16 protein-coding genes are annotated in these 15,319 nt (G+C 63.9%); 7 read left to right on the top strand and 9 right to left on the bottom strand.

Going from position 1 to position 15,319, the window contains the following annotated elements:
- Positions 1-320: 320 nt before the first annotated feature.
- From AB7849_RS00185 to cycA, 4 genes are all read right to left on the bottom strand, one after another.
- Complete coding sequence (locus AB7849_RS00185) at positions 321-833, bottom strand: class I SAM-dependent methyltransferase (protein WP_237711860.1); 513 nt, start codon at positions 831-833, stop codon at positions 321-323.
- 324 nt (positions 834-1,157) lie between these two features.
- Complete coding sequence (locus tag AB7849_RS00180; protein WP_008213029.1) at positions 1,158-2,096, bottom strand: peptidylprolyl isomerase; 939 nt, start codon at positions 2,094-2,096, stop codon at positions 1,158-1,160.
- Positions 2,097-2,160: 64 nt separating this feature from the next.
- Positions 2,161-3,087 carry a 2OG-Fe(II) oxygenase gene (locus AB7849_RS00175; protein WP_008213028.1) on the bottom strand — a complete coding sequence of 309 codons (927 nt, stop codon included), beginning with the start codon at positions 3,085-3,087 and terminating at the stop codon, positions 2,161-2,163.
- Between the two features lie 59 nt (positions 3,088-3,146).
- Positions 3,147-4,538 carry a D-serine/D-alanine/glycine transporter gene (gene cycA, locus AB7849_RS00170; protein ID WP_037100547.1) on the bottom strand — a complete coding sequence of 464 codons (1,392 nt, stop codon included), beginning with the start codon at positions 4,536-4,538 and terminating at the stop codon, positions 3,147-3,149.
- 139 nt (positions 4,539-4,677) lie between these two features.
- Here cycA and AB7849_RS00165 point away from each other — a divergent pair, with 139 nt between their 5' ends.
- The 6 genes from AB7849_RS00165 to AB7849_RS00140 all read left to right on the top strand — a co-directional run bounded on the left by AB7849_RS00165 (position 4,678) and on the right by AB7849_RS00140 (position 9,688).
- Positions 4,678-5,040 carry a PadR family transcriptional regulator gene (locus tag AB7849_RS00165; RefSeq protein WP_008213025.1) on the top strand — a complete coding sequence of 121 codons (363 nt, stop codon included), beginning with the start codon at positions 4,678-4,680 and terminating at the stop codon, positions 5,038-5,040.
- A 20-nt stretch (positions 5,041-5,060) separates the two neighbouring features.
- On the top strand, positions 5,061-5,987 hold the full coding sequence (locus AB7849_RS00160; RefSeq protein ID WP_008213022.1) for a sensor domain-containing protein: 927 nt from the start codon (positions 5,061-5,063) through the stop codon (positions 5,985-5,987).
- Between the two features lie 3 nt (positions 5,988-5,990).
- Entirely contained in the window at positions 5,991-6,449 is a 459-nt protein-coding gene (locus tag AB7849_RS00155) for a DUF1579 family protein (protein ID WP_008213013.1), read from the top strand.
- A gap of 175 nt (positions 6,450-6,624) precedes the next feature.
- Positions 6,625-8,427, top strand: a complete 1,803-nt coding sequence (locus AB7849_RS00150) for an amidohydrolase (RefSeq protein WP_369500468.1) — start codon at positions 6,625-6,627, stop codon at positions 8,425-8,427.
- A 144-nt stretch (positions 8,428-8,571) separates the two neighbouring features.
- Complete coding sequence (locus AB7849_RS00145; RefSeq protein ID WP_092705138.1) at positions 8,572-9,141, top strand: hypothetical protein; 570 nt, start codon at positions 8,572-8,574, stop codon at positions 9,139-9,141.
- A gap of 49 nt (positions 9,142-9,190) precedes the next feature.
- The gene (locus AB7849_RS00140) at positions 9,191-9,688 is read left to right on the top strand and encodes a hypothetical protein (protein ID WP_139201775.1); all 498 of its coding nucleotides are present in this window, start codon (positions 9,191-9,193) and stop codon (positions 9,686-9,688) included.
- A gap of 40 nt (positions 9,689-9,728) precedes the next feature.
- On the opposite strand, the gene AB7849_RS00135 is transcribed toward AB7849_RS00140, so the two are convergent.
- The 3 genes from AB7849_RS00135 to AB7849_RS00125 form a co-directional block, all read right to left on the bottom strand.
- A complete protein-coding gene (locus tag AB7849_RS00135; protein WP_037100550.1) occupies positions 9,729-10,379 on the bottom strand; it encodes a DUF6348 family protein in 651 nt (216 codons plus the stop codon).
- A gap of 181 nt (positions 10,380-10,560) precedes the next feature.
- Positions 10,561-11,064 carry a M48 metallopeptidase family protein gene (locus tag AB7849_RS00130; protein WP_008213004.1) on the bottom strand — a complete coding sequence of 168 codons (504 nt, stop codon included), beginning with the start codon at positions 11,062-11,064 and terminating at the stop codon, positions 10,561-10,563.
- Positions 11,065-11,252: 188 nt separating this feature from the next.
- Positions 11,253-11,957 carry an SDR family NAD(P)-dependent oxidoreductase gene (locus AB7849_RS00125; RefSeq protein WP_008213003.1) on the bottom strand — a complete coding sequence of 235 codons (705 nt, stop codon included), beginning with the start codon at positions 11,955-11,957 and terminating at the stop codon, positions 11,253-11,255.
- A 189-nt stretch (positions 11,958-12,146) separates the two neighbouring features.
- Here AB7849_RS00125 and AB7849_RS00120 point away from each other — a divergent pair, with 189 nt between their 5' ends.
- Positions 12,147-13,088: a LysR family transcriptional regulator gene (locus tag AB7849_RS00120; protein ID WP_369500467.1), complete on the top strand. Its 942-nt coding sequence runs from the start codon at positions 12,147-12,149 to the stop codon at positions 13,086-13,088.
- 32 nt (positions 13,089-13,120) lie between these two features.
- On the opposite strand, the gene AB7849_RS00115 is transcribed toward AB7849_RS00120, so the two are convergent.
- Both AB7849_RS00115 and AB7849_RS00110 read right to left on the bottom strand, forming a co-directional pair.
- Complete coding sequence (locus tag AB7849_RS00115; RefSeq protein ID WP_008213000.1) at positions 13,121-13,669, bottom strand: cytochrome b; 549 nt, start codon at positions 13,667-13,669, stop codon at positions 13,121-13,123.
- A gap of 110 nt (positions 13,670-13,779) precedes the next feature.
- Positions 13,780-14,970 carry a DUF1501 domain-containing protein gene (locus AB7849_RS00110; protein WP_008212999.1) on the bottom strand — a complete coding sequence of 397 codons (1,191 nt, stop codon included), beginning with the start codon at positions 14,968-14,970 and terminating at the stop codon, positions 13,780-13,782.
- Positions 14,971-15,319: the final 349 nt, after the last annotated feature.

Raw genomic sequence — 15,319 nt, 5'->3', positions numbered from 1 at the left:
CATGGCGGCGTGGCGCCGTTTGCACCGGGTATGGCCAGGAGACGACTCAAGATCGGTTGGCGACGCCCTATCGTGCCCGTCATTCCGGCGAAGGCCGGAGGTGCTTTTCAACAGACGAAGGTCTGGTCATCCAGTGACTGGATGGCTTGAGCGAGCGTGATCGCTACTGGATCCCGGCCTGCGCCGGGATGACGAGCAAGAGTGGCGTTATTGCATGGCCGTCAGCCCACCGAAAGGCATGGTGCAAAAGCCACCGCTCATGATGCCTCTGACGCAGCCATGTCCACTTGCATCACGCGGAGGATTTCAATGCGGCTTCGTTACGGACTTTCGCGGCGGGTCACGCGGTAGACGGAGGCGGGCGGCAGGTTGAACAGGGTGCTGCCCACCCGTTGCGCTTTCAGGCCTAGGCGCTCCAGCAAGCTGTGCGGCAGCGGACAGCGAGGGCCGTAGGTGAACTGATAGAACACGCCATCAGCGCGCAACTGGCGTTCGAACGCACCTTGCACGATGGCCGAGACGTGAAGTGCCGGCATCGACAACAAGGGCAGGCCGCTGACGATGGCACCGGCGCGCCTGTCGCCGAACAGCGGCTGGATGTGGCCCAACCTTGTCGCATCCATGCTCAATACATGTGACTGTGGGTGGCGATGTGTCAGCGAACGGGCAAAATGAGGGTTGGTTTCGATCAGAGCCAATTGCTCGGGGCGTACGCCGCGCGCCAGCAGCGCGCGGGTGAATACGCCGGTGCCCGGACCGAGTTCGATCACCGGACCCACCGCCTCGCTGATGCCGGCGGTGATCAGGCGCGCCAGCGCAGGGCCGGAGGGCATCACGGCGCCCACACGCCGTGGCGTGCGAAACCATGCTTGAAGGAAAACCAGATTGTCGGTCAACGGCATAGGGCAGGTTCTGCTGAATTGGCCAAGCCGACACGTTTGCCGGACCTTCCCCCACCATAAGGATTCCGGCTGAATGAGATGTTGCCCTGCGCTGGCGTATTTGCCGATTTCGGCCTGTGGACAATGCTGGCAAGGTGTGTGTGTTTGCTCCTCCCCCTGCATGCAGGGAAGGCTGGGAGGGGGGAGGCGGGCCTGCCACGAGATGGGGTGACCCCACCTCAACCCTCCCCTGCTTGCAGGGGAGGGAGCAAAGCGCTATGGCGAAACGGGCTTCCCATCCACCCGCACCGGCGCATGGATATCGCAAATGCCCAGTTTGCCCACCGGCGTCGGATAGAACGCGTTATGGCCGTGGCGGGCGGCGTCGATCATTGCGGTGAAGGTGGGGCTGGAGGTGCGCAGGACCTGGATCTTCTCGCGCTGGGCCGGGGGCAACTCGCTGGCCAGTTTCACCGAGATAATCGGTGTGCGCTCCGAGGCCTTGGCGTAGAAGCCCATCGGGCCAGTGCCGCGCGGCAGCGCGGACAGGTATTGCATGCCTTGCAGCACGCGGCCGGCCACGGCCAGGTTGTGGTCGAGTCGACGCGGTGCCTGGCCGATGATCGCGTACAGCGCGCTGCCGTTGCCGCTGTTCGGTGGCACATCGCGGCCCACGCCAACCATGCCGTAGCACTGCACCAGCCATTCCTTGCCGTTGGCCGGATCGCGCGCCACCGGGAAGCCGCCGGAGAAACCGACTTGCGGCGCGTAGACGTCGCCGTCGGGCAGCGGGGTCCACGGCTGCTTCGGATCGATCGAGCGGGTGAATTCCGGCGGCAAGGTGGCCTTGGCCTTGCCCAGCGGATGCATCTTCGCTTTGTCGCCGCCGTCGTCGCCGTTCGGGTCGTCCCACTGCGTCACGAAGTTGTCCTGCACCCGCACGATGGCCAGGCCGTCGAAATAATGCTGGCGCACCAGGGTGCGGATGTTGGCTGCATGCAAAGGAGTGAACGCCGGTGCCAATTCGATCACCACGCGACCCTGCGGCAACTGCATGTAGAGCAGGTTATCCGGCGCAGGCGTGCGCCATTCGGCGGGTTTCGCGGCGGCCAGTAGCTGTTTGGTGGTCGGTGTGGGCTTGTCTTGCGCAGCGATGGCCTGGGTTGCGACGAGGCCGAGCGCTATCGCAACGGCGGTGACAAGATGGCGGCGCATGGTGGTCTCCCCGGGGCGTTGGCGTCGCGGCACGTTAGCAGGAACAGACAGTCTGCGCCCGGCGCTATTTCCGGAAGCGCACGAAGGCGCGCTTGGCCAGGTACAGCAGATGCCCGGTAAGCCCGGCATCCTGGGCTTGGCGCAGCGCAGTGTTCTCGGCGTAGAGCATGTGGATGTGTCCGTCGCGTTGTTCGATCAGTTGCTTGATCTCGGCCACGTCGCTGCGTGTCAGCGTGTGGCCTTCGTCCAGATGCATCGGCAACTGCCGGTTCACGTAATAGGTCGTGTGACGTGGTGCCGTCTCCGCGGCCGGGCGTTCCTTGGTGTAGAAGTAAAGCGCGACGGAACGGCGCGTGAGGTTGGCATGTTCGGGCGGCAGCTCGATGCGACTGAAGGCATGCCAGGAGCGCTCCGAGGTCTCGAAGATCACGCAACGATTGAACGCGGGCGCCACCGAGCGCGCAGGTCGCGCGTCGGCATGCGGATCGCGGAACAGCTCCAGGCAACCGCCCCACTGCGCATCCCATTCCGGGTTGAGGTAGACGATGAGGTTGAGCCGTCGATGCCAGCGTTCGCTGGGGTGGTAGTTGAAATCGACATGCGGATCCAGGCTCATGCCGTTGCGGTTCTCGTGGGTACCGCCGCCGAGATACCACGGGTCGTAGATCAGGTCGCCGATGCCGGTGAGCTTGCCGATGGCTTCCAGGAACTCGGGGCTCTGGATCGCGTTGTCGAGCTGCTGCCAAGCCGGTCCAAGCTGGCGGATCTTCGCCAGCGTGGACTTGCCGCCGGGTTTGCCGTCGTCGCCCACCGAGTTGCCGCGCTCGAAGGCGGGAAAGTTTTCCAGCAACGCTGCGGCGAAATCCGGTGCAAGGAAGTCGTCGATCACCACGTGCGGGAACGGTGCCGCCGAAACGAACTCGGCTTGGCAGGCCTCCGCGGATTCCCGCACGCGCGGATGAATGATCGAAACGCCCGACGAACTGTGCATGGGTCTTCCCTGAGGCGAATGGCGCGCCATTTTACGTTGCTTCGGCGTGGGGTGTGAGCTTATCTGCCAATGGCGGATTTGCCACCGTGCCGGCCCTTCCAGAAGTAACCGATGCCCAGCAGCACGAACCACACCGGGCTGGCCAGCAGCGCCTTGAGGGTGTCCGGCTGCAAGGTCAGCAGCACGATGACGAAGGCGAAGAAAATCAGGCAGACCACGCACATCGCCACGCCGCCGGGCATCTTGTAGTTCGATGCCGCATGCAGCTGCGGGCGCTTGCGGCGGTAGGCGATGTAGGTGCACAGGATCAGCGACCACACGAACATGAACAGCACCGCGGCCAGCGTGGTGACCAGGGTGAAGGCGGTGACCAGGTTCGGGATTACGTACACCATGGTCGCGCCCACCAGCAGGCAGCCGCAGGAGAACAGCAGACCGCGCGAAGGTACCGCCGCGCGCGACAGGCGGCTGAAGCCGCTGGGCGCATGGCCTTCCTGCGCCAGGCCGTAAAGCATGCGGCTGGTGGAGAAAATGCCGCTGTTGGACGAAGACATTGCCGAGGTCAGCACCACGAAGTTGATCAGGCTGGCCGCGGCCGGGATGCCGGCCAGCACGAACAGTTCCACAAACGGGCTCTTGTCCGCCTCTACCAGCCGCCATGGCGTCACCGTCATGATCACCACCAGCGCCAGCACGTAGAACAGGATGATGCGCGCGGGGATCGAGTTGATCGCCTTGGGCAGGTTGCGCTCCGGGTCGGCGGTCTCGGCTGCCGTGGTTCCCACCAGCTCAATGCCGACGAAGGCGAACACCGCGATCTGGAAACCGGCGAAGAAGCCACCCAGGCCCTTCGGGAAGAAGCCGCCGTCGTTCCACAGGTTGGCCAGCGAGGCCTTGTGGCCGCTGGGCGAATGGAAGCCCCAGGCGATCATGCCGAAGCCGACCACGATCAGCGCCACGATCGCCACGATCTTGATCAGCGCGAACCAGAATTCCATTTCGCCGAACAGCTTCACCGCGGTGAGGTTCAGCGTCAGCAGGATCAGCACGCAGAACAGCGCCGGTATCCATGGCGCCAGCCCGGGAAACCAGAACTGTGCGTAGGAGGCGATCGCGATGACGTCGGCGATGGCGGTGACGATCCAGCAGAACCAGTACGTCCAGCCGCAGAAGAAGCCGGCCCATGGGCCGAGCAGGTCGGTGGAGAAGTCGATGAACGACTTGTACTCCAGGTTCGACAGCAGCAATTCGCCCATCGCCCGCATCACGAAGAACAGCATGACGCCGATGATCAGGTAGACCAGCAGGATCGAGGGCCCGGCCAGGCTGATGGTCTTGCCCGAACCCATGAACAGGCCGGTGCCGATGGCGCCGCCGATGGCGATCAGCTGCAGGTGGCGGTTGGAAAGGCTGCGCTGGAGATGATCCGGTTGCTGCGGGAGTGCGGTCATGCAGGTGCCAGGGTCGATGGAAAGAGCCGACAACATAGAAGAAACCGGCGGGTACCGCCATGCATGACTTCATACCCATGACTATTCATAACTTCACACTATGATTCACTCAACGACATAGGTCAGTGCGGGTGAGCTGATGGACGACAACGCAGGCCAGTTGAAGAAGTTCCAGAAGGAGCTGTCCTCCGGCACCGTGTCGCTGGTGTTGCTGGCGGTACTGGGGCAGTCGCGCCAGCCGCTGTACGGCTACCAGATCGCCAAGCGGCTGGAAGAAGTGGCCGAAGGCGTGCTGGCCGGCAAGCAGAGCGCGCTGTATCCGGTGCTGCGCAACCTGGAAGCCTCCGGTTTGCTGGCCAGCGAGGTGGAGCCCTCGGTGAGCGGGCCGCCGCGACGCTATTACCGCATTACGAAGTTTGGCCGCGAGATGTTGCGCGAATGGGTGGCCGCGTGGAATGCCACCCGCGATTCCGTCGACAAGGTTCTGCAGGGAGAGATGTGATGGGCATATCGTCATCAGGCATGCCGCGGACGATCGCGGACTACCTCAAGCAATTGCGCGCGGCCCTGCGTGGCGCGGACCCCGCGCTGATCCAGGACGCGCTGTACGACGCCGAAGAACACCTGCGCGCCGAACTGGCCGAGCAACCAAGCCGCAGCGAAGCGGAGATGCTCGAACACGTCGTCGGCAGCTACGGCGCGCCGGAAGAAGTAGCCGAGATCTACCGCGACCAGGAGATCAAGATCCAGCGCGCGTTGCGGCCGCCGCCGTTGCCGAAGCGGCGCTCGTGGGTGGGGCGATTCTTCGGTGTGGCTGTCGATCCGCGCACCTGGGGCTCGTTGTTCTACCTGCTGCTCTCGCTGGCCACCGGCATCTTCTATTTCACCTGGGTGACCGTGGGGTTGTCGCTGTCGGCCGGCTTGTCGGTGTTGATCATCGGGCTGCTCGTGGTGGTGCTGTTCTTCGCCACCGTGCGTGGGCTTTCGCTGATGGAAGGCCGCATCGTGGAAGCCATGCTCGGCGTGCGCATGCCGCGTCGGCCGGTGTATGCCCAACCCGGTCGCGGCCTGCTGCAACGCATCGGCGCCATGTTCGCCGACGTGCATATCTGGACCACGCTTTGCTACATGTGGTTGATGCTGCCGCTGGGCATCTTCTATTTCACGACGATGGTGACCCTGCTCGGCCTCACCGTGGGCTTCCTCGGCCTGCCATTGACGATGCTGTTTGGCCGTGACTGGTTGCAGGGGCTGTATGTAGATCATCAGATCACGGTGGACTGGGGCTTCGGCCAGCACATTCCGGGCTGGGGCGATGCGATCGCGATGTGCGTGCTCGGCATCGTGCTGCTGTTCGCTACCTTGCACCTGGCGCGCGCATTGGGCCGCATGCACGGCTACATCGCCAAGCACATGCTGGTACCGCGGCAGATGCGCGGGGAGGGTTGAGCCATGTCGACGACGATGACGGACAACGCGCTCGCCCTGCTTGCCGGCGAATGGCTCGGCGAGGAAACCATTGCCACCACGCGCTGGGGGCAGGGCGGCCCGGCAAGTGCGCGCGTGTCGGCACGGTTCGACCTGGGTCACCGGGTGCTGCTGCAGGATTACCGCGAGGAACGCGGCGGTCAGCCAGCGCTGCAGGTCCATGCAGTGTTCGCGGCTGGCCCCGAACATGACCAATACGGGCTGTACTGGTTCGACAGCTACGGCTTCACGCCCACGCAGCCTGCACTCGGTCACTGGGATGGTCGGCGGCTGGTATTCCTGCGCAGTTCGTCGCGCGGGCAAACGAGGCATATCTACGAGTCGCTGGATGAAGACAGCTACCGGCTGACGCTGGAAAGCTCCTTCGATGGCGGCATCCATTGGGAGCCGGTGATGCAAGGCACCTACCGGCGCATCGCGTAACCGCCGTCTTGTTCCCCCACACGCAGGGGAAGATTTGGATGGTCCGTAGGCGCCCGACTCCCTCCCCTGTGCGCAGGGGAGGGCTGGGGTGGGGTGCCTTTTGCCAGGTTGACCCCATGCAAGTGCCTGCTTACGCTCCCCCGATCGCCTTCACGCGATCCAATTGGGGAAAACCATGCGCCTGTCTCGTCTGAGCCTTCCGGTCCTGTTGCTGGCTGCCACGGCCACGTTCGCCGCCGATGCACCGATCAAGGGCTTCCCGCCCACGATTCCTGCTGCCGACCTGGTGTTGCAACATGCCAGCATCGCCACGCTCGATCCGTTGCAGCCGCATGTGCAGGCGCTGGCGGTGAAGGACGGCAAGATCGCCGCGCTCGGCAGTGACGAGTCGATTGCGCATTACATCGGCCCGCACACCAAGGTGCTGGATCTGCACGGCGCCTTCGTCACGCCGGGCTTCATCGAGGGCCACGGCCATCTGATGGACACCGGTGATTCGCTGATGGAGATCAACGCGGGCCAGCCGAAGGACTGGAATGGCGTGGTCGCGATGGTCAAGGCCGCGGTGGCCAAGGCCAAGCCGGGCGAGTGGATCGTCGGCCAGGGCTGGCAGCAGAGCAAATGGACCAAGGCGCCGCAGCCCAATGTCGATGGCCTGCCGCTGCCGGCCAGCCTCGACGCGGTATCGCCGAACAATCCCGTGCTGCTGTCGCACGCCAGCGGCCATGCGATTTACGCCAATGCGGCGGCGCTGAAACTGGCCGGCATTACCCGTGACACGCCCGATCCCGCCGGCGGCAGCATCGTGCGCGACAGCAAGGGTGACGCCATCGGCATGCTGCGCGACACTGCTGGCGACCCGGTGTACGCGGCCTACAGCCGCTATCTGGACAGCCTGCCACCGCAGGAACTGGCCGCGCGCAGGGAGCAGTCGCTCAAGCTCGCCATGCAGAACGAGGTGAGCAAGGGCATCACCGGCTTCGTCGACATGGGTGCGAATTTCAAGACGGTCGACTGGATGAAGCAGCAGGCGACCAAGGGCTTCCCGCTACGCCTGTACGTCAACATCGACGTCACCGATGTGGCAAGCCTCGACAAGCATCTCGCCGATTACCACATCAACGGTTTTGCCGACGACCACTTCACCGTGCTCGGCGTGGGCGAGGATGTTTCCGATGGTGCGCTGGGCACGCACAGCGCGTGGTTCCTGAAGCCGTACAGCGATGCGCCCGGTGTCACCGGCAAGAACGTCACGTCGATGAGCACGCTGGCGCAAGTCGCGCGCATCGCCGCACGCGACGGTTTCCAGGTGTCTATCCACGCCATCGGCGACCGCGCCAACCGCGAACTGCTGGACATGTACCAGAAAATCTTCGACGAATACCCCGCTGCGCATAACCTGCGCTGGCGCATCGAACACGCGCAACACCTCAGCCCCGCCGACATCCCGCGCTTCGCCCAGATGGGCGTGATCGCCTCGATGCAATCCATCCATGCCTGCTCGGATGCGCCGATGGTGGTCTCGCGCATCGGCGAGCAGCGCGCAAAGGAAGGCGCCTACATGTGGCACACCCTGATCGACAGCGGCGCCATCGTGCTGGACGGCACCGACACCCCGGTCGAAGACACCAACCCCATCCCCAACTTTTACTGCGGCGTAACCCGCGCCTACGGCCACGGCAAGACCTTCTTCCCCGCGCAGGCCAAGACCCGCATGCAGGAGCTGCGCGCCTACACCTGGAACAACGCCTACGCGATCCACCAGGACCACAAACTCGGTTCACTCACCCCGGGCAAACTCGCCGACATGGTGGTGTTCTCCGGCAACCTGCTGACCATGCCGGCCGACCAGATCCTGCGCACGCGGGTGTTGTATACGGTGGTGGGCGGGAAGGTGGTTTATCAGCGGAAGGGTGCGGAGGCTTGGCGCAGCGGGCAGCTGTTCAAGGCCATGCCGGAATTCAATCATGTGAATTGATGGGGAGATGTTGAGCCCGAGCCTGCTTTGAAACGCTTCTTGCAAATACGCAGAGGTTGATATGGGTCGCGGAAGTTTGCTTGCAGCATTGACGCGATAGATCTGCACTGCATAAAGTTTGGTTCTTCAGTCAGGCAAGGAGCAATGGACATGACGGAATCGGCTATCGACTGGAGCCAACGCAAGCCGGTCAATGTCATTGACCCAAGCTTGCAGGCGCGCGTAGGCAAACTCGTGACTGACGCCATGCTGCAGGTTACTCGGACTGTCTTTCATACACGTGATGCCGCCGCCAAGGCTTGCGCCCGTGTGATGCAGCCCATCACGACCCGGTACGGAGTGGAGTCGGGCGCCTTGCTGTTTTCCCTCACAGGAAATGGCAATGGCCTGACGGCTGTCGGCACTCCGGTCGCGGGACGCGAGAATTGCCGTTTGAGCTATCAATGCGGGGTGGTGGTTCAGGATGGTGGTCGGGTGATAGGCGGCCTTTTGTCGGGCTACATTCACAGCCACCCGGTTGAACTTGGGTTCTCGGACAACGACCTTTACGTGGCAGCTGCCATGACCAAGCAAACCAGCGCATTGCCATATGTAACGGCGTATGTGTCGTTGCCGAGTGGGCGCGTGCTCGCATGGTCGACTCGTGCCATGCAAGACAATCCGCAGCAGACATGGAGCGAGTATGCAAAACGCACCGTACGGAAAGTGCTCTGATATGCGTCGGATTTGGACAGTGTTGGTATTGGGAGCCTTGGCGTTGCTCATGTCGGGTGCAGTCGCCGTGGCAAAAACGACTGCGGCCGCGACGAATGGCGATGACGGTCAGGGATCAGTGCGGGACCCTGGCGCTTGCGAACAATGGTCGGTCGTCGCGTCGTGCGGGGTTTCCTGGTATCGGTTGCAGGCGAATCCGTCGGCGTATCGTGGAAAGATCGTGGGGCTCACTGGCTATCTGGTGAGCGATTTCGGTGATTTGATTCTCTACCCGGACAAGGCCAACTACGAAGGTGGGAACGAGTTGGACAGTATCGTCCTCGAACGCCCTTTTGCGGTTTCGCAGGAGATCGTGGACAAGGCGGTATCCGGTGTCTACCCCGTATTCGTGCTGGGGCGGCTTGGTCCACCAGTGCAGGGCAATGTGCATGTTGTGCCACGTGCTGGCAGCTTGTACGACATCCACAAGATCATCATCACGCAGCGCGTGCCCTCCGGTTCGCCATTGAACAAGAAAGGCATACGCATTCAGCCGTCAGAGGGGTGATGAAGGAAAAGGCACCGGCCGCGAAACCCACGCCATCCGCTCAGTAATCGCGCATGTCCAGCAACATGAAACCGTGCGCGCTGTAGCCGCCGTTCTTTGGCCACGCCAATGCTGTCAGCGCAAGCGTCCCCGCCGCCCACGGCTCGTTATCGAGCAGGACTTCGCAACGCGCTTCACCTTCCGCTGTGCGGCGGTACATCAGGCGTAGCCAGTGCAGTTCGGGAGTCAGGGCTTCGCGCTCCAGCGCCGCCTTGATTGCGGCCGGCACCTGTTCGAGCATTTCCATGTCGGTGATGTCCGCGCCGTGCAGTGCGAACGGACCGATGAACACGTCCCATGTGTGTACGCCGAATTCCCATGCCGTGATGGTCATCTTCCGGTCGTCGGTGACGTACCAGCACGCGGCCAGCAGTGGGTGGAATGCACTTTGCTCGAAGGCGTGCAGGGCATTCATGCAGGCGTCCTTGCCGGAGCCGTGACCGGCGAAGCTTTCCTCGATGCAGCGTTCCTCGCTCAGCACTACGTCGATATCGAGGCGGCCCGGCTCGCCCGAGGCGCCTTCGTGCCATTGGGCGTGGACCACCGGAAAGTCACCGTCAGTGGCCAGCCAGCCGTCTTCGTCGGCTTCGAGTTCCACGTCGTGCCGCTCGAACAACCGCAGCAGGTATTTTTGGAGTGCGGCACTATCCATCGTCATTTCCCATTCGGTTGGCCTGGGTTTCCTGACCGTTCACCCTGAGCGTAGCGCAGCGAAGTCGAAGGGTCGCAGCACGGCATCCTTCGACTTCCTCGCTCCTCAAAGCTGCGGCCATCCATGGCCGCTCCCCGCGTGCGACCTTGCAGGCCTGCGCTCAGGCGGAACGATCGTGAGGTCATCGGTTTGTCTCTGGCAGTTCGCGCCAGGTCAGGTACATGCGCAGGTCGAATTCCCGCTGGTGGTAGTCGGGCAGCATGTAGTTGCACAGCTGGTAGAACGCCTTGTTGTGCTCGGCTTCCTTCAGGTGCGCCAGCTCGTGGACCACGATCATCTGCAGGAACTCCGGCGCGGCGACCTTGAACAGGCTGGCCACGCGGATCTCCTTTTTCGCCTTGAGCCGGCTGCCCTGTACGCGCGAGATCGCGGTGTGCAGGCCCAGTGCCCGCTGCACCACGTCGAGCTTGCTGTCGTACAGCACCTTGTCGATGCCGGGCGCGTTCTTCAGATGCTGCTGCTTCAGGTCCGCCACGTAGGCGTACAGCGCCTTGTCGCTCTGCACGTCATGGTGATCCGGATAGCGCTTTGCCAGGTGTTCGCCGAGACGCTGCTGCGCGATCAGTTCGCGCACCTTGTCCTGCAGGGCGGGCGGATACGCCTGGAGATACTTGAGCAGGGTCATGCGCCTATTCTCGCATTGCGCCGGCTTGCGCGTATCGGGTGAACGCCGGTGCCCATGGCATCTCGAATAAGCCGCTTTCGGTAGGAGCGCACCCTGTGCGCGAAAGGGTTTTCGCGATACCAGGCCAGAAGCCGTCGCGCACAGGGTGCGCTCCTACACGGTTTGGGCGAGGTTATGAGAGGGCTTGCTCACCAGGGCACCCGGCGCCCCAGGTAATCCAGGTATTGCAGGCCCGGTTTTCCCGCCTGCGCGTCCATGGTGTTGGCCAGGTTCGGGATGCTTTCCTCGATGCTCAGGCGCGCCTCGGGACCGCCCATGTCGGTGCGTACCCAGCCGGGTGCCATCAGCAGCAGGGTTCGGGTGTCATCGGCATGGCGGGCGGCAAAGCTGCGCATGAACATGTTGAGCGCCGCCTTGCTGCCGCGATAGACCTCGTGAAGGCCGCGCTCATTGTTGGCGATGCTGCCCTGTCCGGACGACATGATGCCGATCGTGCCATCGGCCTGTACGAGATCCTGCAGCGTTTCGATGACGCGCATCGGGCTCAGCGCGTTGGTGACCATCACGCGCACGAACTCGTCGGTCGACACATCCGCGATCGTTTCATCGTCGGCATTGGTGACGCCGGCATTGACGAACAGCATGCCGAACGTCCGCGATGCCAATCGGCTGTGCAACCCGGCGACCTGATCCGGGTGGACGATATCGACGGTCTCGATTTCGAGCTGCCCGGCGTGGGCCGCCGCCAGCGGGTGCAAGGCGGAGGTGCCGGTGCCACGTTCGGTGGCGACCACATGCCATCCGCGCTTGAGGTATTCCTGTGCGAGGGCGAAGCCAAGGCCGCGGGAGGCGCCGATGAGCAGCAGTGTTTTGTTCGGGGCGGGAGAGGGCATCTGCATTGTCCTTTGGGGATGGGGATTGGGCGATGTGGTGGTTTCGAACCTCGAAACGGGGCAACGACGCCTTGATCGTGTTGTTCGAGGTACCCTCAAGCAGGATAGGGTTCGTAGACCCATGCGAAAGACGCGCGGGCTGCACAATACTGATGCGCCTGACGCCATGTCCGAGGAAGCGCGCCTGCCATGCCCGATGTCGACCTGAATTTGCTGATGGCCCTGGATGCCTTGCTGGAAGAGGGCAGCGTGACCGGTGCGGCGCGGCGCCTGGGGCTGAGTACATCGGCGATGAGCCGCACGTTGGCGCGCTTGCGGGCGGCCACCGGCGATCCGCTGCTGGTTCGTGCGGGCCGTGGCATGGTGCCGACGCCACGTGCCGACGAACTGCGCGGGCGCGTGCACGAGCTGACCCGGAGTGCGCACGCCGTGCTGCGTCCTGCGGCAGCCGGCCTGGACCTTGCCACCCTGCAGCGAAGTTTCACGATCCGCGCCAACGATGGTTTCGTGGAAATTTTCGCGGCACCGCTGGTGGCGGCGGTGACGGCGGCAGCCCCGAACGTGCGTCTGCGCTTTGCGCCGAAACCCGACAAGAACGTGCAGGCCTTGCGCGAAGGCATGGTGGATCTGGAGATCGGCGTCCTCGGTGCGTCGGGGCCGGAAGTGCGCGTGCAAGGTCTTTTCCGCGATCACTTCGTGGGCGTGGTGCGGGCAGGCCATGCCTTGCTTGAACAGAGCGGGTCAGGGAAAAACGCGATCACCCCTGAACGTTACGCCGCGTGCGGCCACGTGGTGGCTTCACGCCGGGGTCTTGCAAACGGTCCCGTGGACGTGGCGCTGGCCGAGCTGGGGCTCGCGCGCACGGTCGTCGCCGTGGTGCCGGGTTTCCGCGCCGCACTGGCCGTCGCGAGTACGTCGGATCTGGTGGCGCAGGTGACCGGTTCGTTCTTCCATGCGGTGCGGGCAGGGCAAACGTCGTCCGGCGCCGCAACAGTCGACAGCTTCCCGCTACCGGTACGCACCGAAGCGATCACGGTCTCGCAGATGTGGCACCCGCGCTTTGATGCCGATCCCGCTCATCGCTGGCTGCGGGAACTCGTACGGGCAACTTGTCGAGAGCCAGCATGGTAGTTGGCGGGGAGCGAGCCCGGTCGGCCCGGCGTTCAACGCTTGCCGCGCAATACCGGCAGCATCCGCCGCAAGGTGTTGTCGCGCTGGACGAAATGGTGGAACAGCGCGAGGACGGCGTGGGCGGCGGCCAGGTACATCAGGATCTGGCCGAGCGTGCCGTGGATGCCCTGAAGCTGATGCGAAAACGCGCGGTCGGGAACGGCGACACCGGGTAGCGACAAGCCCAGGAAGTTCCATGGGGTGCCCGACCAGGCCATCGTGGCGATACCCAGCAGCGGCGTGGCGAACAGCAACAGGTACAAGGCGACGTGCACGCTTTTGGCAATCACCATCTGCCAGCGAGGCGAGGGTGGAACGATCGCTGGCTCACGAAGATGCCGGCTGCGAATCAGCAGGCGCGGCAACATCACCAGCAAGATGGCCATGCCGAACTGCATGTGCGCCCATTTGGCGTCGGTCTTCAGCGCCGAGCCGCGTGGCGACCAGTCATGCAGGTAGATCAGTGCAAGCGCACAGGCCACCAGAATGAACACCAGCCAGTGCAGGCGACGAATCCACGGGGCGTAGCGAGAGTCGGACATGGGGTTCTCGTCAATGGGGTGCGGGTATCCATAACACCGCAGGCCTGGGTCGAATCTGCAGCCACGTCGGTGGCCGCGTGGAATTGGCAACCCAAGGTCCCAGCGTACTCTCACACCATGTGCAAATCCTTAGGGCGTGCCTGCGGAAATACCTGCTGCAACTGGCTGGAGTTCAGGCCCCACAGCCGGGCGAACAAGCCGCCGAGGACGTCGCGATAGTTGTTGAGCACGGGGTAGTCGCGATTCTGCAGCAGGTTGGACTGGGTCACGGCGACCTGTTCGCCGGCCATGCGGCCACCCGCGACCTTGCCGCCGAGCACCCAATGCACGGTGCCATGGCCGTGATCGGTGCCGTGGTCACCGTTCTCGCGGAAGGTGCGGCCGAATTCGGAAAGCACCACCACCGTGGTGTCGTTCCACGCGTTGCCCAGCGCCTCGGCATAGGCGGCGAGGCCTTCACCGAGGTGTTGCAGGTTGTTGGCCAGGCCGCCGCTGGTGCTGCCCTGGTTGACATGGGTGTCCCAGCCGCCGACGTCGACGAAACCGAGCCGGTACTTGTCGCGCATCAGCGTGGCGATGCGTTGCGTTTCGGCGGCGAAGCTGTGCGCACTGGGCGCGCCACGGCTGGCTGCCACCATTTCGTTGCGCAAGTCCTGCGACACGCTGGCCGGCAGCGCGAGTCCGTCGGCGGTGGCCTGGGCCAGCGGGGTGCCGTGGTACATCTGCGCGAGGATGGCCGACTGACGCGGGTTGAAGTGCGACTTCGGGTCGCCCTTCAGCGAGATGTTGGGAATGTCGTGGCCGGCGCCCTGCAGGCTCAATGGCAGGTTGTTGGTGAAGGCAATCGCCGGCACGTCGGTGAGCACGCGCGAAAGCCGTGCGAGAAAACCGGAGCGGTAGTTGCCACCCGCTTCGCCGTGTTCGATGTGGTCCTGCGTCTCGAAATGGCTGCGCGACAGGTCGGTGGTGCCGGCAAACGGAATGAAGGTCAGCTGCTTGCGCTGCCACAACGGCAGCAGCGAATCGCGCACGACCGGGTTGAGGCCCCAGTTTGCATCCAGCGCGATGGCGCTTTTCGGATCGGCGGCATTCGGCCGGGCGATGGCGAGGGTGGGGCGCGATTCGTAGTAGAAGTCGCTGGCACAGGGCACCAGCAGGTTGTTGCAGTCGTAGCCGCCGCGCAGGAACACCAGCAGGAAGCGCGGCGCGTTCGCCGGCGCGGCGAACAACTGGCCCGAGAACGACAGCAGCGGCGCGGCGGCGGCAGCGCCGGCGGCAAGCAGGAATTCACGACGGTTCATGGGGCACCTCGATGTTGGTTTCTGGCTCCTCCCCCTGCGTGCAGGGGGAGGCTGGGAGGGGGTGAGCTTTCCGCTGCAAGAGCTGACCCCACCCCAACCCTCCCCTGCGCGCAGGGGAGGGAGGCAAGCGTTAGCGGTTCCATCGGTTCATGGGGCACCTCGATGTTGGTTTCTGGCTCCTCCCCCTGCGTGCAGGGGAAGGCTGGGAGGGGGTGAGCTTTCTGCTGCAAGAGCCGGCCCCACCCCAACCCTCCCCTGCGTGCAGGGGAGGGAGACAAGCGTTAGCGGTTCCATCGGTTCATGGGGCACCTCGATGTTGGTTTCTGGCTCCTCCCCCTGCGTGCAGGAG

This window comes from Rhodanobacter sp. FW021-MT20, assembly GCF_041107475.1.
GTDB lineage: Bacteria > Pseudomonadota > Gammaproteobacteria > Xanthomonadales > Rhodanobacteraceae > Rhodanobacter_A > Rhodanobacter_A glycinis.
This window is presented reverse-complemented; position numbering and strand designations above follow the sequence as displayed.

Excerpts from the sequence above, each read along its gene's own strand:
- AB7849_RS00165 (WP_008213025.1), top strand. The coding sequence starts at position 4,678 with ATGGACGACAACGCAGGCCAGTTGAAGAAGTTCCAGAAGGAGCTGTCC.
- AB7849_RS00130 (WP_008213004.1), bottom strand. The coding sequence starts at position 11,064 with ATGACCCTGCTCAAGTATCTCCAGGCGTATCCGCCCGCCCTGCAGGAC.
- AB7849_RS00180 (WP_008213029.1), bottom strand. The coding sequence starts at position 2,096 with ATGCGCCGCCATCTTGTCACCGCCGTTGCGATAGCGCTCGGCCTCGTC.
- AB7849_RS00145 (WP_092705138.1), top strand. The coding sequence starts at position 8,572 with ATGGACATGACGGAATCGGCTATCGACTGGAGCCAACGCAAGCCGGTC.
- AB7849_RS00125 (WP_008213003.1), bottom strand. The coding sequence starts at position 11,957 with ATGCCCTCTCCCGCCCCGAACAAAACACTGCTGCTCATCGGCGCCTCC.
- AB7849_RS00115 (WP_008213000.1), bottom strand. The coding sequence starts at position 13,669 with ATGTCCGACTCTCGCTACGCCCCGTGGATTCGTCGCCTGCACTGGCTG.
- AB7849_RS00185 (WP_237711860.1), bottom strand. The coding sequence starts at position 833 with ATGCCCTCCGGCCCTGCGCTGGCGCGCCTGATCACCGCCGGCATCAGC.
- AB7849_RS00135 (WP_037100550.1), bottom strand. The coding sequence starts at position 10,379 with ATGGATAGTGCCGCACTCCAAAAATACCTGCTGCGGTTGTTCGAGCGG.
- AB7849_RS00160 (WP_008213022.1), top strand. The coding sequence starts at position 5,061 with ATGCCGCGGACGATCGCGGACTACCTCAAGCAATTGCGCGCGGCCCTG.
- AB7849_RS00150 (WP_369500468.1), top strand. The coding sequence starts at position 6,625 with ATGCGCCTGTCTCGTCTGAGCCTTCCGGTCCTGTTGCTGGCTGCCACG.
- AB7849_RS00110 (WP_008212999.1), bottom strand. The coding sequence starts at position 14,970 with ATGAACCGTCGTGAATTCCTGCTTGCCGCCGGCGCTGCCGCCGCCGCG.
- AB7849_RS00155 (WP_008213013.1), top strand. The coding sequence starts at position 5,991 with ATGTCGACGACGATGACGGACAACGCGCTCGCCCTGCTTGCCGGCGAA.
- AB7849_RS00140 (WP_139201775.1), top strand. The coding sequence starts at position 9,191 with ATGTCGGGTGCAGTCGCCGTGGCAAAAACGACTGCGGCCGCGACGAAT.
- cycA (WP_037100547.1), bottom strand. The coding sequence starts at position 4,538 with ATGACCGCACTCCCGCAGCAACCGGATCATCTCCAGCGCAGCCTTTCC.
- AB7849_RS00120 (WP_369500467.1), top strand. The coding sequence starts at position 12,147 with ATGCCCGATGTCGACCTGAATTTGCTGATGGCCCTGGATGCCTTGCTG.
- AB7849_RS00175 (WP_008213028.1), bottom strand. The coding sequence starts at position 3,087 with ATGCACAGTTCGTCGGGCGTTTCGATCATTCATCCGCGCGTGCGGGAA.